General features: G+C 63.7%; 19 protein-coding genes. 4 read left to right on the top strand and 15 right to left on the bottom strand.

Annotation, left to right across the window (positions count from 1 at the left end):
- Window positions 1–6 precede the first annotated feature (6 nt).
- From hpaX to N6G83_RS21180, 8 genes are all read right to left on the bottom strand, one after another.
- Window positions 7–1,377, bottom strand: a complete 1,371-nt coding sequence (hpaX, locus tag N6G83_RS21215) for a 4-hydroxyphenylacetate permease (RefSeq protein ID WP_260515890.1) — start codon at window positions 1,375–1,377, stop codon at window positions 7–9.
- Between the two features lie 3 nt (window positions 1,378–1,380).
- On the bottom strand, window positions 1,381–2,175 hold the full coding sequence (gene hpaI / locus N6G83_RS21210) for a 4-hydroxy-2-oxoheptanedioate aldolase (protein ID WP_099816600.1): 795 nt from the start codon (window positions 2,173–2,175) through the stop codon (window positions 1,381–1,383).
- Window positions 2,176–2,251: 76 nt separating this feature from the next.
- Entirely contained in the window at window positions 2,252–3,055 is an 804-nt protein-coding gene (gene hpaH / locus N6G83_RS21205; RefSeq protein WP_060434149.1) for a 2-oxo-hept-4-ene-1,7-dioate hydratase, read from the bottom strand.
- Window positions 3,056–3,069: 14 nt separating this feature from the next.
- Complete coding sequence (locus tag N6G83_RS21200; RefSeq protein ID WP_004933172.1) at window positions 3,070–3,456, bottom strand: 5-carboxymethyl-2-hydroxymuconate Delta-isomerase; 387 nt, start codon at window positions 3,454–3,456, stop codon at window positions 3,070–3,072.
- A 50-nt stretch (window positions 3,457–3,506) separates the two neighbouring features.
- Entirely contained in the window at window positions 3,507–4,580 is a 1,074-nt protein-coding gene (hpaD, locus tag N6G83_RS21195; protein ID WP_089180517.1) for a 3,4-dihydroxyphenylacetate 2,3-dioxygenase, read from the bottom strand.
- A 37-nt stretch (window positions 4,581–4,617) separates the two neighbouring features.
- Window positions 4,618–6,072, bottom strand: a complete 1,455-nt coding sequence (gene hpaE / locus N6G83_RS21190; RefSeq protein WP_033636981.1) for a 5-carboxymethyl-2-hydroxymuconate semialdehyde dehydrogenase — start codon at window positions 6,070–6,072, stop codon at window positions 4,618–4,620.
- The gene (locus N6G83_RS21185) at window positions 6,069–6,833 is read right to left on the bottom strand and encodes a fumarylacetoacetate hydrolase family protein (RefSeq protein WP_089181648.1); all 765 of its coding nucleotides are present in this window, start codon (window positions 6,831–6,833) and stop codon (window positions 6,069–6,071) included. Before N6G83_RS21185 ends, hpaE begins: the two co-directional genes overlap by 4 nt.
- Window positions 6,830–7,462 carry a fumarylacetoacetate hydrolase family protein gene (locus N6G83_RS21180; protein ID WP_049207851.1) on the bottom strand — a complete coding sequence of 211 codons (633 nt, stop codon included), beginning with the start codon at window positions 7,460–7,462 and terminating at the stop codon, window positions 6,830–6,832. Before N6G83_RS21180 ends, N6G83_RS21185 begins: the two co-directional genes overlap by 4 nt.
- Before the next feature lie 326 nt (window positions 7,463–7,788).
- On the opposite strand from N6G83_RS21180, the gene hpaR reads away from it, so the two are divergent.
- Entirely contained in the window at window positions 7,789–8,241 is a 453-nt protein-coding gene (gene hpaR, locus N6G83_RS21175; RefSeq protein ID WP_049204618.1) for a homoprotocatechuate degradation operon regulator HpaR, read from the top strand.
- Window positions 8,242–8,297: 56 nt separating this feature from the next.
- On the opposite strand, the gene N6G83_RS21170 is transcribed toward hpaR, so the two are convergent.
- From N6G83_RS21170 to N6G83_RS21140, 7 genes are all read right to left on the bottom strand, one after another.
- Complete coding sequence (locus N6G83_RS21170; protein WP_260515894.1) at window positions 8,298–9,089, bottom strand: SDR family oxidoreductase; 792 nt, start codon at window positions 9,087–9,089, stop codon at window positions 8,298–8,300.
- A 4-nt stretch (window positions 9,090–9,093) separates the two neighbouring features.
- Window positions 9,094–9,891: a molybdenum cofactor biosynthesis F family protein gene (locus N6G83_RS21165; protein ID WP_260515896.1), complete on the bottom strand. Its 798-nt coding sequence runs from the start codon at window positions 9,889–9,891 to the stop codon at window positions 9,094–9,096.
- An 11-nt stretch (window positions 9,892–9,902) separates the two neighbouring features.
- A complete protein-coding gene (locus N6G83_RS21160; RefSeq protein ID WP_043136148.1) occupies window positions 9,903–10,685 on the bottom strand; it encodes an SDR family NAD(P)-dependent oxidoreductase in 783 nt (260 codons plus the stop codon).
- On the bottom strand, window positions 10,678–11,268 hold the full coding sequence (locus tag N6G83_RS21155; protein ID WP_043136151.1) for a DUF3156 family protein: 591 nt from the start codon (window positions 11,266–11,268) through the stop codon (window positions 10,678–10,680). The genes N6G83_RS21160 and N6G83_RS21155 overlap by 8 nt, the downstream gene beginning before the upstream one ends.
- Entirely contained in the window at window positions 11,243–12,736 is a 1,494-nt protein-coding gene (locus N6G83_RS21150; protein ID WP_049204613.1) for an APC family permease, read from the bottom strand. The genes N6G83_RS21155 and N6G83_RS21150 overlap by 26 nt, the downstream gene beginning before the upstream one ends.
- Window positions 12,737–12,865: 129 nt before the next feature.
- Complete coding sequence (locus N6G83_RS21145) at window positions 12,866–14,050, bottom strand: anaerobic sulfatase maturase (protein ID WP_089181645.1); 1,185 nt, start codon at window positions 14,048–14,050, stop codon at window positions 12,866–12,868.
- The gene (locus N6G83_RS21140) at window positions 14,047–15,759 is read right to left on the bottom strand and encodes an arylsulfatase (RefSeq protein ID WP_049204609.1); all 1,713 of its coding nucleotides are present in this window, start codon (window positions 15,757–15,759) and stop codon (window positions 14,047–14,049) included. Before N6G83_RS21140 ends, N6G83_RS21145 begins: the two co-directional genes overlap by 4 nt.
- Before the next feature lie 482 nt (window positions 15,760–16,241).
- Here N6G83_RS21140 and N6G83_RS21135 point away from each other — a divergent pair, with 482 nt between their 5' ends.
- The 3 genes from N6G83_RS21135 (at window position 16,242) to N6G83_RS21125 (ending at window position 19,325) form a co-directional block, all read left to right on the top strand.
- Window positions 16,242–16,889, top strand: a complete 648-nt coding sequence (locus tag N6G83_RS21135; protein WP_049204607.1) for a response regulator transcription factor — start codon at window positions 16,242–16,244, stop codon at window positions 16,887–16,889.
- Window positions 16,890–17,028: 139 nt separating this feature from the next.
- Window positions 17,029–18,216, top strand: a complete 1,188-nt coding sequence (locus N6G83_RS21130; protein ID WP_043136167.1) for an MFS transporter — start codon at window positions 17,029–17,031, stop codon at window positions 18,214–18,216.
- A complete protein-coding gene (locus N6G83_RS21125; protein WP_260515898.1) occupies window positions 18,213–19,325 on the top strand; it encodes a class II histone deacetylase in 1,113 nt (370 codons plus the stop codon). The genes N6G83_RS21130 and N6G83_RS21125 overlap by 4 nt, the downstream gene beginning before the upstream one ends.
- Window positions 19,326–19,390: the final 65 nt, after the last annotated feature.

Genomic DNA, 19,390 nt, shown 5'->3' with positions numbered 1-19,390 from the left:
TGCGCATCAAGGCGTGGCTCTCGGGCGCGAATCCTTCATCGGAATGCGCCACACCAGCACGGCGCCGACGATCAACAGCGCCGAAACGAAATACAGCCCGGAGTTGAAGCTGCCGGTCATGTCCTTGAACCAGCCGATCAGCAGCGGGCTGAGCGCCGATCCGATGTTGCCGGTGGCGTTGATCACCGCGATCCCTACCGCCCGCGCTTCCAGACTGATCGACTGATCCGGCGTGGTCCAGAAGATCGCCATGGCGGTAAAGGAGCCGACCGAGGCCATCACGATCCCGAGCAGCTGGATCAGGCTGTGATCGGTGGCGGACGCCAACAGCCAGCCGGCGGCGGCGAACAGGTACGGCAGCGCGGTGTGATGCTTGCGCTCCTGCAGCCTGTCTGATCGTTTGCTCCACCACACCATGCCGGCGATGGTGCAGATCTGCGGGATCGCCGCCAGAATGCCGATCGTCACGTTGCTGCTGCCCTGGTTAAAGCTCTGCAGGATCTGCGGCGTCCAGATGTTGATCGCGCTCAGGGTGTTGGTCAGACAGAAATAGGCCAGCGTGTACATCAGCACGATCGGCGTGCAGATCTCGCGCCACAGGCTGCGCTGTTGCAGCGCACGCTGGCTGCTCGGCCCATTGGGTTGCACCAGCTGCAGCTTGTCGGCCGCCATCATCGCCTGCAGGCTGGCTTTTTCCTCGTCGGTCAGCCACTTGGCCTTGGCCGGCGTATCGTCGAGATAGAACCACACCACCACGCCCAGCAGCACCGACGGAATGCCTTCCAGCAGGAACAGCCACTGCCAGCCCTTCAGGTTCATCACCCCGTCCAGCGCCAGGATATAGCCGGAGACCAGCGAGCCGATCGCCATGGTCACCGGCATGGCGATCATGAACAGCGCGTTGGCGCGGGCACGGTAAAACGCCGGGAACCAGTAGGTGAGGTACACCAGAATGCCCGGCAGGAAGCCGGCCTCGGTGATGCCGACGATCATGCGCAGCACGTACAGACTGGTCGGCCCGGTGGCGAACATGGTGCAGGTGGAGGCGATGCCCCACAGCACCATGATGGTGGCGATCCAGCGCCGCGCGCCGACCCGGCTCAGCATCATGTTGCTCGGAATGCCGAAGATCACGTAGGTGACATAGAACAACGTCGCCGCCAGCCCGAACATGGTCGAGCTGAGGCCGAGATCTTTGCCCATCGTCAGCCCGGCGAAGCCGATGTTGATACGATCGAGGAAAGAGAAAACAAACAACACGAACAGGAAAATGATCAGGCGCCGAAACAACTTTTTAATCACCGATTGCTCGGCGGCGGTTAACGCTTTATGTTGCTGCGCCGGGTTGGCCGGCGGCAGCGAATCGACGTGGTTCATGGTTCAGTAGACTCCCGATGAAGGCGCTTGCGCCCCGCCCTGTTTGAACTCGTCCGCCAGGGCTTCCGCCGCCCGCGCCAGCAGGGTGGTATCCACCCCCACCGCAACGAACAGCGCGCCGGCCTCCAGATAGCGCTGCGCCAGTACCTTGTTGGCCATCAAAATGCCCGGCGCCTTGCCGGCGGCGCGGATGCGCGCGATGGCGTCGTCGATAGTGCGCTGCACCTCCGGGTGCTGCGGATTGCCGGCAAAGCCCATGTCGGCGCTGAGATCCGCCGGGCCGATAAACACGCCGTCCACCCCTTCCACCTGCAAAATGGCGTCGAGGTTTTTCACCGCTTCGCGGGTTTCAATCTGCACCAGCACGCACATCTGCTCATCGGCCTGCTGCAGGTAATCGGGCACCCGGTTCCAGCGTGAAGCGCGCGCCAGGGCGCTGCCGACGCCGCGCACGCCGTGCGGCGGATAGCGCGTGGCGCGCACCGCGTCGCGCGCCTGTTCGGCGTTTTGAATCATCGGGATAAGCAAGGTTTGCGCGCCGACGTCCAGCAGTTGCTTGATGATCACCGCGTCGTTCCACGGCGGCCGCACCACCGGCTGGCTCGGGTAAGGCGCGACCGCCTGCAGCTGCCCCAGCACCGTTTGCACGTTGTTGGGCGCATGTTCGCCGTCGATCAGCAGCCAGTCGAAACCGGCGCCGGCCAGCAGCTCGGCGCTGTAGCTGCTGCACAGCCCGAGCCACAGCCCGATCTGCGGGCGTTTTTCCTGCAGCGCACGCTTGAAGTGGTTGGTTAACATCGCATTCTCCCTGACAAGCGGGCGCGGCGCGTGGCCCCCGCCCGGTTATTGCGGCCCGGTTCGCCGGACCTGCTTATTAGACGAAGCGGCAGCTGATGCAGCCCATCGGGCCGTAGTCGACGTGGAAGGTATCACCGCGCCGCGCCGGCACCGGCCGGGTGAAGGAGCCGCCGAGGATCACCTGTCCCGCTTCCAGCTCCACCTCATACGGCGCCAGCTTGTTGGCCAGCCAGGCCACGCCGTTGGCCGGGTGGTTGAGCACCGCGGCCGCTACACCGGACTCTTCAATCACGCCGTTGCGGTACAGCAGCGCGGAGATCCAGCGCAGATCCAGCGCATCCGGTTTGATCGGCCGCCCGCCCATCACCACCCCGGCATTGGCGGCGTTGTCGGAAATGGTGTCGAACACCTTGCGCGGCCGCTGCGTCTCGGGATCGACGTTGTGGCTGCGCGCATCGATGATCTCCAGCGCCGGAATGACGTAGTCGGTGGCGTTGTAGACGTCGAACAGCGTGCAGTTCGGCCCGCGCAGCGGCTTGGCCAGCACGAACGCCAGTTCCACCTCCACCCGCGGCACGATAAAGCGGTCGATCGGAATGTCGCTGCCGTCGTTGAAGAACATGTCGTCCAGCAACGCGCCGTAGTCCGGCTCGGTGATCTGCGAGCTCACCTGCATGGCGCGCGACGTCAGGCCGATCTTGTGGCCTTTGAGCGTGCGCCCCTCGGCGATCTTCAGCGCCACCCACTGCCGCTGAATGGCATAGGCGTCTTCAATGGTGATCTCGGGATGATCGAGCGACAGCGCGCGGATCTGCTCACGACTCTTTTCCGCCTGATGCAGGCGCTGCACGGCGCGGTTAATCTGCTCTTTATCCAGCATGTACGACCCCTTATTCACGCCTTGTTGAACAGCGCGTGGACATTGTTCTGTTTGTAATTCAGCACCGGATCCAGCTCTTCCATGGTGAAAGAGAGCGCCAGGTAACGCTGCGCCATCAGCGCGGCAAAGTGTTCCTTGATCAGCGCAAACAGCATCTCGCCCACCTGCTGCCGGCTTTCCAGACTGCGGCCGTGGCCGATCTTCAGCGTCATGTGCACGAAGGCGTAATCCTGCTTGCCGTCGGCCATCTGCCAGGTGTCGAGCCAGATGGCGCGGCTGCGCACGCCGGCCAGCGGAAAGATGCCGGTCGCCGCCAGCGCCTCGTTGACCTTGGCGAACAGGGTGGGCAAATCCGCCTCGCGGCGGATGTTGTCGGTACATTCAGCGTAAAAATGGGGCATAGCGTTCTCCAGACGGCGCATAGGCGCGGGCGCGGCCCGCGCAGCGGCATTTACAGCGTATTGCCAAGTTTGAAACCTTTTTCCGTATCGCCCTCGCGGGTATAGGAAAAACCGTCTGCGCCGATGGTGACGGCCATTTCGCTGGGCGCACTGCGCTCGATGACCGGCTGCGGCTGCCCATCGAGATCCAGCACCAGCGATCCTTCGGTGTACCAGCTCGGCACCACCGGATTGCCCCACCAGTCGCGGCGCTGGTTGTCATGCACGTCCCAGGTCACGGTCGGGTTGTCCGGATCGCCGGTGTAGTAATCCTGCGTGTAGATTTCCACCCGGTGGCCATCGGGATCGCGCAGGTAGAGATAGAACGCGTTGGAGACGCCGTGGCGGCCGGGGCCGCGTTCGATCAAATCGGATTTGCGCAGCGCGCCGAGCTTGTCGCAGATGGCCAAAATATTGTGCTTTTCATGGGTGGCGAAGGCGATGTGGTGCATGCGCGGCCCGGCGCCGCCGGTCATCGCGGTATCGTGCACCGTCGCCTTGCGGCGCATCCAGGCCGCGTAAACCACGCCGTCTTCATCGCGGATGTCTTCCGTCACGCGGAAGCCCAGCCCCTGGATGTATTCCACGGCGCGCGGCACGTCAGGGGTGATTTGGTTAAAGTGGTCGAGGCGCACCAGCGCGCCCGGCGTATACAGATCGTAGCGCCAGGCCAGACGCTCGACGTGCTGCACATCGTAGAAAAACTCATACGGGAAACCGAGCGGATCCTCTACCCGCACCGCATCGCCGATGCCTTTGGCGAACCCGTTCACCCGACGCTCGGTACGGCAGCCAAGCGCCTTGAAATACGCTTCGGCGCGATCGACGTCTTCCGGCGTGCGCACGCGGAAAGCAAACGCCGCCACGGCGGCGACCGGGCCTTCGCGCAGCACCAGGTTATGGTGAATAAACTCCTCCATCGAACGCAGATAGAGGGTTTTATCCTCTTCGGCGGTCACGACCAGGCCGAGGATATCGACGTAAAATTCGCGTGCGGCTTTAAGGTTCGTGACCTGAATTTCCATGTAGGCACAGCGCACGACGTCGGGAGCAGGGACAGCATCAGTGGTAAGTTTTGTCGTCATTGTTCTCATCTCTTTCGTTATTATTGTGGCCTGAGGCTCAAACGCCCCATTTCGGGATCGGGTGGTCGCCCATGGAAATGCACACGTTCTTCATTTCGGCGAACACTTCGAAGCTGTATTCGCCGCCTTCGCGGCCGGTGCCGGAGGCTTTCACGCCGCCGAACGGTTGGCGCAGATCGCGTACGTTTTGGGTGTTGACGAAAACCATGCCCGCTTCAATGCCGCGGGCCAGGCGCAGAACCTTGCTCACATCCTGCGTCCAGATGTACGACGCCAGGCCGTACTCCACGTCGTTGGCCATGCGCAGGCCGTCTTCTTCCGACTTGAACGGCAGCAGGCAGGCCACCGGCCCGAAAATCTCCTCCTGCGCCACGCGCATCCGGTTATCGACATCCGCCAGCACCGTCGGGCGCAGGAAGTTGCCGTGGCTCAAACCGGCCGGTTTGTCCGGGCCGCCGGCCAGCAGGGTTGCCCCTTCTTCCACCCCGAGGCGGATATAGCCGGAGACTTTTTCCCAGTGCTGCGGGCTGATCAGCGCCCCCACCTGGGTGTTGGGATCTTGCGGATCGCCCACGCGCAGACGGTTGGCGCGCTCGGCAAAGCGTTTGACGAATTCCGGGTAGATGCTCTCCTGAATGAAGATGCGCGAACCGGCAGTGCAGCGTTCACCGTTGATCGAGAAGATGGTGAACAGCGCGGCGTCGAGCGCCCGCTCGATGTCGGCGTCTTCAAAGATCAGCACCGGCGACTTGCCGCCCAGTTCCATGGAGAATTTCTTCAACCCAGCGCTTTCGATGATGCGGCGGCCGGTGGCGGTGCCGCCGGTGAAGGAGACCGCACGCACGTCTTTATGGCGCACCAATGCGTCACCGGCGGTGGCGCCGTAGCCCTGCACCACATTCAGCACCCCGGCCGGGATGCCGGCCTCCAGCGCCAGCTCGCCCAGGCGGTCGGCGGTCAGCGGCGACAGTTCGGACATCTTCAGCACCGCGGTGTTGCCCAGCGCCAGGCAAGGCGCGGTTTTCCAGGTGGCGGTCATGAACGGCACGTTCCACGGCGATACCAGCGCGCATACCCCTACCGGCTGCACCAGCGTGTAGTTGAGCATCTTGTCGTCCACCGGGTAGGTCTTGCCGTTCATCTGCTGGCACACCTCGGCGAAGAACTCGAAGTTGTGCGAAGCGCGCGGGATCAGCACGTTTTTGGTCTGGTGGATCGGCAGGCCGGTGTCGGCGGTTTCCAGTTCGGCGATCTGCGGCACGTTCTGGTCAATCAGCTCTCCCAGACGGCGCATCAGGCGTGCGCGCTCTTTCATCGGCGTATTCGCCCACTTGGGGAATGCCTCTTTCGCTGCCGCCACCGCCTGGTCGATCTCCAACTGACCGCCGGAAGCCACCTCCGCCAGCACCTCGCCGTTCGCCGGGTTGGTGGTGGTGAAGTACTCTTTGCTGGCGACGTTCTTGCCGTTGATCCAGTGGTTGATGGTTTTCATCGCAGGCTCTCCTCGTAATCTTTTTCACTGATAATGTGGTTAACCAGACGGCCGATGCCCTCGATCTCCACCACCACTTCATCGCCCGGCTGCACGTCGGCCAGCCCTTTCGGCGTGCCGGTGGCGATCATGTCGCCCGGCTGCAGCGTCATGAATTCGCTCAGGTAGGCGATCAGGAACGGAATGTCGAAAATCATGTCGGCGGTGCTGCCGCGCTGACGCAGCTCACCGTTGACATAGGTGCTGAGCGCCAGCCGGTGCGGATCGGCGACGTCGTCGCGATCGACGATGTACGGCCCGATCGGCGTCAGGGTATCGCGGCTCTTCACCCGCAGATTCGGCCGGTAGTAGTTCTCCAGGTAATCGCGGATGGCGTAGTCGTTGCACAAGGTGTAACCCGCCACGTACTCCATGGCATGCTCACGGCTGATGTTGCGCGCGGTCTTGCCGATCACCGCCACCAGCTCGGCTTCGTAATGCATATACTCCACGCCGGCCGGGCGTACCGACACCTGACGGTGGCCGGTCAGGGTGTTCGGCGCCTTGAGGAACACCAGCGGCTCTTCCGGCGCCTTGAATTCCAGCTCGCTGGCGTGGTCGGCATAGTTCAGCCCCAGGGCGAACACCGTGCCCTGCGCCGGCGGCAGCCATTCCACTTCGCGCTCCTGCAGCACCTCGCCGTTCGGCAGCGTGACGCGCAGCTGGTCGTCCACCTGAACGTTGACGATCTGGCCATGATGGCGAATACGGGCATGTTTCATGATGCGGCTCCTGCCTGGGTGACGCGGTTGGTCAGAGTGGGCAGGCCGGCGGCGCGCACCGTCACCTCATCCCCCGGTTTGATCTCCACCCGCTGGTGCGGGGTGCCGATCAACACCGCATCGCCCGGCTGCAGGGTGATGAAATCGCTGATGGCGGCGATCAGTTCCGGCACCGAGCGCACCAGATCGGCGGTGGACCAGCGGTCCTGCTCCACGCCGTTGATCTCGGTGACGATCTCCAGCCGATCGGCATTCTCCAGCAGGCCAATCTCCCCCAGCGGGCAGAACCCGTCGCGGCATTTGGCCTTGATCGCCGGGCGGTAGAAGCTGCTTTCCGGCAGGCTGACGTCGTTGGCCAACGCATACCCGGCCAGATAACGGCTCACCTGCGCCGCCGGCACCTTGCGCACGGTATCGCCGATGATCACCGCCAGCGTGCCGCCGCTTTGCACGGTTTCACCGGCCGGAAACGGGATCGCCCCGCCGTTGGCGAGGTGGGTGTTGCGCGGTTTGATAAACCACACCGGGGTTTTGGGCGGGGTTTGATACGGTGGCTGGTGAAACGCCTGATCCCAGGCGTCCAGTTGGCTGCGGTGGTTCAGCGCAACGGAAAATACGGTGCCTTTCATGCGAACTCCTCCAATGGCAAAACATGACAACCGGCATTCATTAATATATTAATGATTACTTTTATACGCTGTGCAGCTTTTACGCAACGCGCTTGGAGTGATTTGTGATCGTGATAACAAAATATTCACAAACAACGAACATTAGCGTGATTATTCAGCGTATTAATCATTTTTATCGCCATTTTTCGCTGCCCCGCGCATTTTTGCTTTATCCCTGCGGGTAACTTTGGCTACTATTAAGTTATTAACAAAATCGGGCCTGGCGGGGTAACAGCCCTGCGGTAAGCGCCGTGACAACGAACACCTTGATAGCTAAGGCCAAACTTATGCATGAATCGTTAACCATCGCCCTGCTGCAGGCGCGCGAAACCGCCATGGGGTTCTTTCGCCCGATCCTGAAAAGCCACAACCTGACCGAGCAGCAGTGGCGCATCATCCGCGTGCTGGCCAACAGCCGTTCGATCGAATTCCACGAACTGGCGGCGGAAACCTGCATCCTGCGTCCCAGCCTGACCGGCATTCTGTCGCGCATGGAGCGTGATAAGCTGATCTTCCGCCTCAAGCCGGTTAACGATCAGCGCAAGCTGTACGTGTCGCTGACCCAGCAGGGCCAGGATCTGTATGAAGTGGCGCGCCACCAGGTGGAACAGGGCTACGCCGAGATTGAAGCCGCTTTCTCGCGGCAGAAAATGGACCAGCTGATGACGTTGCTGGACGAGCTGATCACCCTGGGTGACAGCCTGCCTGCCAACGTCGCCGCGCATCCCGCCAAGCAGTGATTTAACCAACCGGAATGCTCAAATTAATTGGCGTTGCAGCCAACAACGCTGCAGCGTCAAGTAAGCAGAGAATTCGTTTCCGGCAACAGCGCGCCGCCGTCCACCACCAGCGTCTGGCCGGTGATGTAGGCCGCCGCCGGCGAGGCGAGAAACACCATCGCCGCGGCGATGTCTGCCGGTTCCCCCAGCCGCCCGAGCGGCACTGAGGCGGCGATCGCCTGATTCACCTGCGCGTCGCCCAGGTTGGCCATCGCCGGCGTGCGGATCATCCCCGGCTCCACGCCGTTGACGCGAATGTTCTCCGCCGCCAGCTCCAGCGCCGCCGCGCGAATAAACCCGTTCACCCCGGCCTTGGAGGCGGCATAGTGCGCCAGCCCCGGGTAGGCTACCCGCGGGCCGGTCACCGACGAGGTCACCAGAATGCAGCCCCCGCCCCGGTGGCACATCCACGGCAGCGCCGCCTGCGCCAGAAAGAACGGCGCCATCAGATTGACGCTCAGCGTGCGTTGCAACAGGGCCACGTCGATGGCGGCGAACGGCGTCAGCGGAAAATAGGCGGCGTTGTGGATCACCACGTCCAGCCGTTGGTGCCGCTCGCCCACCGCCGCCACCAACTCGGCAATCTGCCCCGGCTCGGCCAGATCGCAGGCCAGCGCCTGTACGCTCAGCCCTTCGTCCCGCAGTGCTTGCGCCGCCGCCTGTGCCTGCGGCAGCTGTACGTCCGCGATCGTCACCTCGGCGCCCAGCCGGGCAAAGGCGCTGACGATCGCCAGCCCAATGCCCTGAGCGCCGCCAGTCACCAGCACCGTCTGCCCCGCGAAGGCATCAGCCGCATAGGTTGCGCTCATCGGCCTATCCTCGCGGGTGGTGCGTGGTGTTCAGCACCTGAGCGTGGGCGCCGACCGCAAAGTTGCTCAGCGCGCTGAAATCGCTGCCCTGATAGCCGAGGATCTTGCCGTCGGTGCGCATGCCCTGCAGATCGATCATCACCACGCCCAGCGTCGGAATGATCTTCTCGCGCCAGACGAACAGATAAAGCTGCTCCGCCACCTTCACGTAGTGGCAGCGATCGACGTCCGCCAGCCCTTTCTCCACCCCGTCCAGACACTGCCAGGCGTAGAAGTTGTCGTTCAGGTAGATGTGCTCGTACCGCTCGGTCGGGCTGTAGGTGTACATATTGCGCATGCCGATCAGCTCATCGGTAAAGCCCGGCGGTGCCGCGTCGGCGTCGTCCAGCGTGCCGAAGCGGAATTCGGCCTTGACCGCGGTCAGCGGTAGCCCCTGCTCCACTCGGCTGAAGGCATCGAGCCGCGTCTGCGCTTCGTCCGGCAGTTGGCCGAACACCGCAGTGAAGTTGCCCTGATTGCGGTCACACACCAGCGTAATGCTGGCGTTGGCGCGGGTAGGATCGAGAAAATCGATGAACAACACGCCAGGGCGAATGCTGGTAGCGCGATAGGCGACGCCGCGCCGCTCTCCCCACTCCAGCGTCTGCTCGTCGGTAAACCGACAGCGCTGCGTCGCGCCGTCGCGAAAGCGCAGCGTCAGCGTGGTGCCCGCCAGGCCGTGCTGGCGTTCCAGCGTATTACTGTGCGGCGCAAAGCCTTCCGCCAGCGCGCCAACCTGAATGAATACCGCTTCTGAACTCATGGAAATGCTCCTTACAGGGAAGTGAAAGCCAATGTCGGCACATCGACGATGGTGGAGCCGCCGTCGGCCACCAGCGCCGCGCCGGTAATGATTGAAGCCTCGCTGGAACAGAGGAAACGGCAGACGCGGGCGATCTCCTCGGCGCTGGCCGGCCGGCGCAGCGGCACGTCGCGGCAGACCATCTGGTAAGCCTGCTCCAGCGAAATCTGATGGGCGTCCATCAGCAGCTGCATCTCTTCGTCCGCCATCGGCGTGGTCACCCAGCCCGGGCACACCGCGTTGGCGCGCACGCCCAGCGGGCCATAGTCGCGGGCGATGGAGCGCATCAGCCCGATCAGCGCATGTTTGGCGGTAACGTAGCCGCAGACCTCCGGCCCGGCGGCCAGCGAAGCGATCGAGGCCACGAACAGCAGGTTGCCGCCGCTTTTAATCAGCTCCGGCAGGCAGGCGCGCGCACTGGCGAAAGCGCTGTTGAGGTTGCTGTCCATCGCCCCTTGCCACTGCGCGTCGGTCATCTCGGTGATGCGCTTGAAGCCCATGCCGCCGGCGCTGCCGATCAGGCAGTCGATGCGCCCGGCGTCGCGCAGAATCGCCGGCAGCAGCGTGTGGTTCCAGCTCTCGCCGCTGGCGGCATCGCCCACCAGCGCCTGCGCGCCGATCTCTTGCGCCAGCGCCGCCAGCGGTTCCGGGCGGCGGCCGATGATGAACACCCGATCGCCCTGCGCCGCCAGCAGACGGGCGCAGGCGGCGCCGACGCCGGTGCCGCCGCCGGTAATCACAACCACTCTATTCATGATTCAGCTTCTCCATCAGTTGGCCGATCATCAGCAGGCTGCTCAACAGCAGCCGCCGCTGTTCGGCATCCAGCCGCAGATAGCGGCGGCCGGCCGGCAAACGGCTGACCACCTCCGACGCGGCGAAATGCTCGATATCCACCTGCCAGCGCCCGTCGTTCACCGTCAGCCGCACGCGGCGAAAATCCAGCTGCGCCAGCGTCTCGCCGATCTGCGGGTAGCGCTGCAGCCCTTCCAGCACTCGCTGCGCGGCTGCATGGCGTTGGCGCAACAGATAGCGCACCCCGCGCCGCCGCAGCCAGCCGCCGGTCACCACGTCCAGCGTCAGCGGAGGCTGCGCTGCGCATGCGCCCTGCAACCGAAAACGGTGGCTGACGATATGCGCCATAAACAGCCCCTGCACCTGTTCGCCGATCTCGATCTGCGGCCCCTGCGGCAGCGTCAGCCGCAGCAGGCCCGGCGCCAGGCGTTCGCACGCGTAGGGTTCCAGATTGCGCGCCAGACGATCCAGCGCGGCGCCCGGCCGATAGCCCGACGGCGCGCGCCGCCAGGCGCGATTAAGTGAGGGAAGTAAGCCGATCAAACTGCGCCTCCTCGTTTTCACCCTTGGCAAATGCGTTCTCCAGCACCTGCTCGACCGGCACCGGCTTGAACGGGTTCACTTTCTGCACGCACAGCGTCCAGAACAGCGCATAGGCGGCGGTCAGGCCGATCATCCAGCCGAAGGGAATGTAGATGTCGCTCGGGTTCATCCCCGGCGGCGTGATGTAGACGATGGCCAGCACGATGCCGACGCTGGAAACGATTTGCGGCAGTGGGAACCACGGCGATTTATAGGCGCGCGGCAGGTCGGGGCGGCGCACGCGCAGGATCACCACCGAACAGGTCACCAGCAGGTAGGCCACGCCCCAGGCGCACACCGCCGCCAGCACCAGCGGAATGATCCTGTCGAGGTTGCCCTGAATGGCGAAGGCGTGTACGCAGGGGATCAGGACCGCCACCAAAATGCCGACCACCGGCGTTTTAAAGCGCGGGTGCAGATAAGCGAACATGCGCGGCAGCGCGCCGTCCAGCGCCATGCCGTACAGAATGCGCGGCACCGCCGCCATCAGCGTGTTGATGGTCGCCGCGCCCGCCAACAGCAGGCCGACGCCCAGCCAGTATTTGCCGAACTGGCCCATCACCTGGCCGGCGAACGCCGGGATGGCCATCGGCGTTTCCAGCAGGCGCGTGCCGCTGGCGGCGTCGATCACCACGTTTTCCACCTGGTGGCTGAGCGCCGCGCCATACAGCGCCATGCACACCGCCACGCCGCACAGCCCGAGCGCCATCGCGCGCGGGATCACCCAATCGCAGCGTTTGATCTCCGGCGCCATCGGTGTCACCAGCTCACAGCCGACGAACATGAACATCGCCATGCCGATCAGGCTGAACACCGCGAACGGATCGTTCAGGCTCAGCGTGCTGCCGAACCAGCCCTCGAGCGGCACCGCATGCGGCGACAGCAGCCCGACGATGCCGAAAATCACCAGCGTGCTCCACATGGCGAAGGTCAGCACGATCTCCGCCTTGCCGAAGGCCTCGATGCCAAACGCGTTGAGCAGGCCGAACACGACAACCAGCCCGACGCCGACCATCCAGGAGGCATTGTGGCTTTCCATCAGGGTGTTGAGGTGCTCGAAGTTCACCAGCGCCATGATGCCGGAAAGAATGGTCTCGGCGGTGCCGGCGAAGATATGCACGATCAGGTAGGCCGACAGCGCGCCGGTGATGGCGAAAAAGCGCCCCATGCCGCAGGAGATGTAGTCGTAAACCGAACCGGAGGTCGGCAGCAGCGACGCCGCTTCGGAGAAGGTGGTGAGCTGCGCCTGCATCATGATGAAGGCGATCAGCATCGCCAGCGCGAAGGTGTCGCCGCCGATGCCGAAGCCGCTGGTGACCGTCAGGATCACCGGGCTGGCCATGATCACCCCGACCGAACTGGCCAGGGTGGTGGGAAAGCCGACCTTGCCTCTAGCCAGGTGGGCGTGCAACCGCGACGACAGGTTCATGGTTATTTCCTCTTATAGTTTTGGCCTGATGCATGCAGGTGCTTGCAGGTTTTTCACCGCCAGCGGCGGTAATCTCACTATAGAGAGGAAAGGAAAATGCTGACTATCGTCCTTAAGGACGAGACGGTTTCAACCTGCGGCGGCGCTCACGGCGGCGCGCCATTGCATCGCCCCCTGCGGGCTGCGCGGGTAGGCGCGCAGCGGCGCCAGCAGCGCGGAAAAGAAGGCGTAATAACCGGCACACAGCCGGTTATAGCGATCTTCGCCCACATGCGCCGGGCAGCCGCCCTGGCAGACGCTTTTCACGCTGCAGCGTTGGCACTCGCGGCGCAGGCTCTTGTTTTTACCGAACGGCATCTCCGCCGCCCTTGCCGCCAGGGTGGCGAGCGGCGTGTGGCGATCGGCATGGCCGAGCAGATGCTGCGCATTGATCAGATGATCGCAGGCGTAAAGCCGCCCGTCCGGCTCCATCACCAGATTGCCGCCGCAGCGTTCGGCGTGCACGCAGCTGGGGCTGACGTGGGTGAAATACTGCGCGTAGACCTGTTCGATGTTCATCACGAAGACCTGGCCGATATGCCCGCGGCTGCGCCAGCGGCGGTATACCGCCAGCATAAAGCGCCCCCAGTTGGCGGCGCTCAGTCCGTAACCGGCGGTGGGCGCATCCCCTTCCAGCATCAGCGGCTGAAACTGCAGATAACGCGCCCCGATCGCCACCGCATGATCGTAGATCGCCTCGGCGCGATCCGCGACGCCCTCGTGCACCACCATCAGCAGGTTGAAGTCGATCTGATGGCGCTGCAACAACGCAATGCCGCGCAGCGCGGCGTCATAGCTGGCGCCGCCGCGCTTGTCCGGCCGATGGGCGTCCTGCACCTCGCGATCGCCGTCCAGGCTGACGCCGAGGATAAAGTGATGTTGCCGGAACAGCCGGCACCAGGCGTCGTTCAGCAGAGTGCCGTTGGTCTGCAGGCTGTTGCTGATCCGCACGCCCGGCGGCGCATAGCGGCGCTGCAACGCCAGCGCCCGCTTGTAAAAACCGATCCCCGCCAGCAGCGGCTCACCGCCCTGCCAGACGAAGTTGATCTCGCGGCTGTAACGCGGCTGGGCGGCGATGTAGCTGCGGATAAATTCCGCCAGCAGGTCGTCGTCCATCTTGCGCGTCCGTTCTTCCTGGCGCTGCGGATAGTAGCAGTAGCGGCAACCCAGGTTGCAGCCGGCGCCGATCGGCTTCACCAGCAAATGAAAAGGCGCCGCCGCGCGCGGTTCGCTCTCCACCGGGATCTGCTGCGCACGCAGTTGGGCCAGGTTCATGGTGCCGCCTGCGGCAACGGTTTGTGGGTCTGCGGATCCAGGCCGATGTAGTCACCGGTGCTGGCGTCAACGCCGAGGTAGTCGATCGCTGCGCCTTTGGCTTCAATAATCATGCTCTGCTGCGCAAAGCGGCGATACGCTTCGCTCAGCCGTTTGACCCGTTCCGGGTTGGCGGCGGCCAGATCGCGCGTTTCCAGCGGATCGTCATGCAGGTTGAACAGCCCCCACGGTGCCATCTGCGCCGTCGGCCCGGCCTTCACCAACCGCCGCAGCTTCCAGATGCCGTCTACATAGGCGGCCTGGTTATGCAACTCCACGCCGTAGGTCGCGCGCGGCACGCCGTCGGCCTCGCCGCTGAAATAGCGCTTGAAGCTGACGCCGACCATCGGCAGCGTCGGTTTGGCCTTCAGCGGTTTGTTGGCGTCGATGCCGGCATAGTCATACAGCGTCGGGGCGATGTCATACACCGCCATCGGCGTGCGGTCGATGCCGCCGCGCCCCTTCAGCCGCGGCGCGGAGATGATGAAATCGGTATTGATGCCGCCCTGTGCGCTGGTGGTTTTGTGGTAGTTGGCGTACGGCGCATTGCTGACGTTGGCCCAGTGCGGCCCGTAAGAGATGAACGATCCCTTGCGGCCGAGGTTGGCGTAACTGTTGTCGAACTGCCGCCAATACTCCGGCTTCGAGCCGTAGTAGAAGCCGCTGGCCGGGTTAGCGCCGTTGTCGGTGGCGAACACGATCACCGTATTTTGGTCACGGCCGGTCTGCTTCAGGGTGTTCAGCACCGCGCCGACCTGATCGTCCATATAGGCAATCATCGCCGCGTATACCTGCATGGTCTTGGCTTCATATTTTTGCTGCTCGGGCGTCAGCGCGTTCCAGGCCTTATCCAACGCCAGCGTCGGCATCGGCGTGCGATCGGAAATCAACCCCAGCGCCTTCAGGCGCTGAATGCGCTGCTGATAGGCCTGCTGATAGCCGGCGTCGTATTTGCCGTCGAATTTAGCGATCCAGTCATCCGGCGCCTGCAATGGATCGTGCGGCGCGGTGAACGCCAGATAGGCGAAGACGGGCTGATTCTGCGGTGTATCGCGGATCCACTGTTCCAGCTGATCGGCATAGGCCTTGCTGGAGTAGAAATCTTTGGGCAACGACACGCGTTTGCCGTTCAGGGTGTAGAAGGTGTGGAACGCCTCCACGGTGCCCAGCGGTTTCGCATCGTCGAAATGGCTGGTGCCGCCGCCCATGAAGGCGAAGGCGCGCTCGAAGCCGCGATCGGTCGGTTTGGCGCCGTCGACATAGCCCAGGTGCCATTTGCCCGCCATCATGGTGGCGTACCCCGCGTCGCGAAAGCGCTCCGGCAATGTGGTCACGCGGTCGGTCAGCCGCATTTCATAGCCCGGCTGCGCCGCGGTGCTCTCATACCACCACATGCCGCCCATGCCGGCCTGCTGGTTGGTGTTGCCGGTCATCAACATCGACCGCGCCGGCGCCGACATCGGCGAGGTGTAGTACTGGCTCATGCGCACGCCCCGCTCGGCCAGCGCCTGCAGGTTGGGGGTCGGTATCTCGCCGCCGAACGGGCTGATGTCGGAGTAGCCCATATCGTCCACCAGAATGATCAGCACATTGGGGCGATCGGCGTCCGCCCCCTGTGCCAGGCCCGATAAGGCGCCGCTCAACGCCACCGCCAACGTTTTTTTCTGCATCGTTCGTTCCCCGTATGGTCATGCGGACTGAACAACCCGACGCCTCAGCCCGAGAAAGGTCATCATTTTTTCGTCTTATACGTTTGGCGCCGCCTGGCGCTATCTTCAATTCGCAGTGTAGGAAGCGGTGGAAAAGCCTGGCTATCGTTCTTAAGAACGAGGGACGGCGACGGTCGCGCCGGTTGTAGCACGCGCAGAGCGGCGAGAGCCTCGCCCAGGCAAGCAGTGAAAAGCGCTGTAAATTCAGCGGGAAAAGCGGCGAATTATTTCATTAACCTATTAATGAAAATCGCGGAAAATCCGCTCTGAAAAGCCCTGATTAACGCAGTGTCATCTTGTTATTTATGTGTTTTATTGCAATCGGCCTCACGTTGTTAATATGTTTTTATTGTGTTGCCAAATTGCTACAACTATGCTTGTATCGTTCATATATTGACCGCCAACATTCTCCAGATTGAACGATAAAGGGAGGAACACGAATCATGCACAGCACCGCATCCGATGCCTTTATCAACAGTTGTTTGGCGACCATTACGCACCTGATCCCGGTGTCCGCCGGGGTGTTTTATCTGGTCGATCGCGACCTGCGGCCGGATCACTACATCCTGCACGGCATGCCCGATAAAACGCACCAGCAGTACCTGAACCACTTCCAGCAGATAGATCCGCTGCAGCCGGCCAATTTCCATCGCCAGGACATCACCATGGTCGGCATGAGCCCGGCGGCGATCGCCGGCAACCGCCGCTATTACCACGACTTTATGTTGCCGAACGACATGCGCGACATGACGGAGATCTTCATCCGCCAACGCAAGCGCATCGTCGCCGGGGTATCGCTGATCCGCGATACGCCGTTTACCGAAGTGGAGCGCGGCCGCCTGCGCGCGGTGCTGCCGCTGATCGAGCTAGCGACGCGCGATCTGCTGCCCGACGGCGAGGCGCAGCTGTTGACCGCCAAAGAGCAAGAGATCGTCAACCTGGTTCGCGAAGGCGCCAGCAATAAGCGCATCGCCCTGAAGCTGGGCATTTCGCTGTCCACGGTGAAAACCCATATGCGCAATATTTTCGCCAAAACCGACGTGGTGAACCGCACCGAACTGGTCGCCGGCGGCTTTCTCGCCCACGGTTAACGCCCGATAACGGCCGCCGCTGCCGACGGCCGGAAAATAACGCCAAAACGTATTCGCCATTTATGGCGCGGCCTCCCCCTGCCCGCAATCGGGCCGGGAGGGATATTTCATCGTCACTCAACGCTTGGGGAAAAGGTTTATGTCCAGTGATTCGGTTTCCGCGCCCGCCGTCGGCGCGGCGCTCCCCTGCCCGCCGCGGCTGTTGACCGCCATTATCGTCTTCGCCGCCATCGCGCCGGGCATTCTGATGACCGCCCCCGCCGTGGCCGCCCAGCTCGCTACTCAGTGGCAGCTCGGCCCGGCGCAGATCGGCCACCTGTTCTCCACCGAACTCGGCGCCATGAGCCTGGCCACGCTGCCGGCGTGGTGGTGGATCGGGCGCATCAACTGGCGGCGGGTCGCTACGCTGTCGGCGCTGGTGTTTATCGCCGGCAACCTGGCTTCGGCGCTGGTACAAGATTTTACCTTGCTGCTACCGCTGCGCTTTATCGCCTCGCTGGCGGGCGGCACCCTGATGATCCTGTGCATCACCTGCGCTGCCGGCACCGCCAATCCCAGCCGCGTCTATGCCTTCTGGGTGCTCGGCCAGCTGGTGCTGGGCGCGGTCGGGCTGCTGGTGCTGCCACCGCTGTTTGCGCACTTCGGCCTGATGGCGGTCTACCTGATTTTGGCCGCCATCATGCTGTGCTGCCTGCCGCTCATCCCGGCGTTCCCCAACGGTTTCACCGCCGCCCGCACCGCCCGCAGCGGCCCCGCCGCCTCGCTGGCGCGCAAGCTGTGCGCCGTGCTGGCGGTGCTGACCTTTTACATCAGCCTGAGCGCGGTCTGGACCTTTATCGGCGGCATCGCCGCCGGCGCCGGGCTGTCGCCGGCCCACAGCGGCCAGGTGCTGGCCGTCGCCACCTTGCTCGGCATCGTCGGCGCGGGGGCCGCGGCGCTGATCGGCGCGCGCTTCGGCGGCGGACGCCTGATCGTGCTGGGGTACGCCCTGCTGCTGGCCAGCGTGGCGCTGCTGACGGGCCAGCCCCTGCTCCTGCGCTTCGCCCTGGCCGCCCTGCTGTTCAAATTCACCTGGACCTTCGTGCTGCCGTTCATTCTGGCGCGGGTCGCCGGGCTGGATAACGACGGCAAGCTGATGAACGGCATCAACCTGGTGATCGGCGGCGGCATGGCCATCGGCCCGACGCTGGCCGGCTCTCTGATCGAATCTTCCGGCGGTTTCAACGCCTTGCTGTTCGGCGCGCTGGGCTGCGCGCTGCTGTCGCTGCTGTTGATTTCGCTGGCTTCACCGCGCGCACCGCGCCGTATAACAGGAGGAGAAAGGTGAAAAGAACAACCGGTTTCTTGTTTGATGAACGCTGTTTCTGGCACAGCACCGGCCTGCACGCCACCACCCTGCCGGTCGGCGGCTGGGTGCAACCGCCCTCGGGCGCCGGCCATGCCGAATCGCCGGAAACCAAACGGCGTATGAAGAACCTGATGGACGTATCCGGCCTGTCGCGCCAGCTCACCCTGCTGAGCGCCGAACCGGCGACGGAAGAAGACCTGCTGCGCATCCACCCCTCCCACTACCTGCAGCGCTTCAAACAGGTGAGCGACAGCGGCGGCGGCCTGCTGGGGGAGGAAGCGCCGCTGGGGCCGGGCAGCTATGAAATCGCCAAACTCTCCGCCGGGCTGGCCTGCGCGGCGGTGGAGGCGGTGCTGCAGGGCGAGCTGGATAATGCCTATGCGCTGTCGCGCCCGCCGGGCCACCACTGCCTGCCGGATCAATCGATGGGCTTCTGCTTCCTGGCCAATATTCCCATCGCCATCGAGCGCGCCAAGGCCCGCTACGGCCTCGGCAAAGTCGCGGTGCTCGACTGGGACGTGCACCACGGCAACGGCACCCAGCACATCTATTGGCAGCGCGGCGACGTGCTGACGCTGTCGCTGCATCAGGACGGCTGCTTCCCGGCGGGCTATTCCGGCGAGCAGGATCGCGGCGAAGGCGACGGGGCGGGCTGCAACGTTAACGTGCCGATGCTGGCCGGCGCCGGCGACGACGGCTACCTGCACGCCATGCGGCGCATCATCATCCCGGTACTGGAAAAATTCGAGCCGGAGCTGATCATCGTCGCCTGCGGTTACGACGCCAACGCCCTCGATCCGCTGGCGCGCATGCAGCTGCACAGCGACAGCTTCCGCGCCATGACCGCGCTGGTGCAGGAGGCCGCCGACCGCCTGTGCGGCGGCAAACTGGTGATGGTGCATGAAGGCGGCTACGCCGAATCCTACGTGCCGTTCTGCGGGCTGGCGGTGATGGAACAGCTAAGCGGCGTGCGCACTGAAGTGCAGGATCCGCTGCTGACGTTCATCCAACAGCAGCAGCCGCGCGACGCCTTCAACCGCTTCCAGCGCGAAGCGCTCGACGAGCTGGCGCGTCAGTTCGGCCTGTAATCCCCTCTCTGCGGGCGCCGCACCCGGCGCCCCTGACAACCTCGCCGCCAGCCGCTACGCTGAAA

Source organism: Serratia sp. PL7 (assembly GCF_945957435.1).
The sequence above is the reverse complement of the archived record's forward strand: the minus strand, read 5'-3'. Positions and strand labels throughout refer to the sequence as shown.

What these genes read in the sequence shown, in the direction of transcription:
- hpaD (WP_089180517.1), bottom strand. Translation starts at nt 4,580, where the DNA reads ATGACGACAAAACTTACCACTGATGCTGTCCCTGCTCCCGACGTCGTG.
- hpaI (WP_099816600.1), bottom strand. Translation starts at nt 2,175, where the DNA reads ATGTTAACCAACCACTTCAAGCGTGCGCTGCAGGAAAAACGCCCGCAG.
- N6G83_RS21145 (WP_089181645.1), bottom strand. Translation starts at nt 14,050, where the DNA reads ATGAACCTGGCCCAACTGCGTGCGCAGCAGATCCCGGTGGAGAGCGAA.
- N6G83_RS21200 (WP_004933172.1), bottom strand. Translation starts at nt 3,456, where the DNA reads ATGCCCCATTTTTACGCTGAATGTACCGACAACATCCGCCGCGAGGCG.
- N6G83_RS21180 (WP_049207851.1), bottom strand. Translation starts at nt 7,462, where the DNA reads ATGAAAGGCACCGTATTTTCCGTTGCGCTGAACCACCGCAGCCAACTG.
- N6G83_RS21165 (WP_260515896.1), bottom strand. Translation starts at nt 9,891, where the DNA reads ATGAGTTCAGAAGCGGTATTCATTCAGGTTGGCGCGCTGGCGGAAGGC.
- N6G83_RS21160 (WP_043136148.1), bottom strand. Translation starts at nt 10,685, where the DNA reads ATGAATAGAGTGGTTGTGATTACCGGCGGCGGCACCGGCGTCGGCGCC.
- N6G83_RS21140 (WP_049204609.1), bottom strand. Translation starts at nt 15,759, where the DNA reads ATGCAGAAAAAAACGTTGGCGGTGGCGTTGAGCGGCGCCTTATCGGGC.
- N6G83_RS21170 (WP_260515894.1), bottom strand. Translation starts at nt 9,089, where the DNA reads ATGAGCGCAACCTATGCGGCTGATGCCTTCGCGGGGCAGACGGTGCTG.
- N6G83_RS21150 (WP_049204613.1), bottom strand. Translation starts at nt 12,736, where the DNA reads ATGAACCTGTCGTCGCGGTTGCACGCCCACCTGGCTAGAGGCAAGGTC.
- hpaE (WP_033636981.1), bottom strand. Translation starts at nt 6,072, where the DNA reads ATGAAAACCATCAACCACTGGATCAACGGCAAGAACGTCGCCAGCAAA.
- hpaX (WP_260515890.1), bottom strand. Translation starts at nt 1,377, where the DNA reads ATGAACCACGTCGATTCGCTGCCGCCGGCCAACCCGGCGCAGCAACAT.
- N6G83_RS21130 (WP_043136167.1), top strand. Translation starts at nt 17,029, where the DNA reads ATGTCCAGTGATTCGGTTTCCGCGCCCGCCGTCGGCGCGGCGCTCCCC.
- N6G83_RS21135 (WP_049204607.1), top strand. Translation starts at nt 16,242, where the DNA reads ATGCACAGCACCGCATCCGATGCCTTTATCAACAGTTGTTTGGCGACC.
- N6G83_RS21185 (WP_089181648.1), bottom strand. Translation starts at nt 6,833, where the DNA reads ATGAAACATGCCCGTATTCGCCATCATGGCCAGATCGTCAACGTTCAG.
- hpaH (WP_060434149.1), bottom strand. Translation starts at nt 3,055, where the DNA reads ATGCTGGATAAAGAGCAGATTAACCGCGCCGTGCAGCGCCTGCATCAG.
- hpaR (WP_049204618.1), top strand. Translation starts at nt 7,789, where the DNA reads ATGCATGAATCGTTAACCATCGCCCTGCTGCAGGCGCGCGAAACCGCC.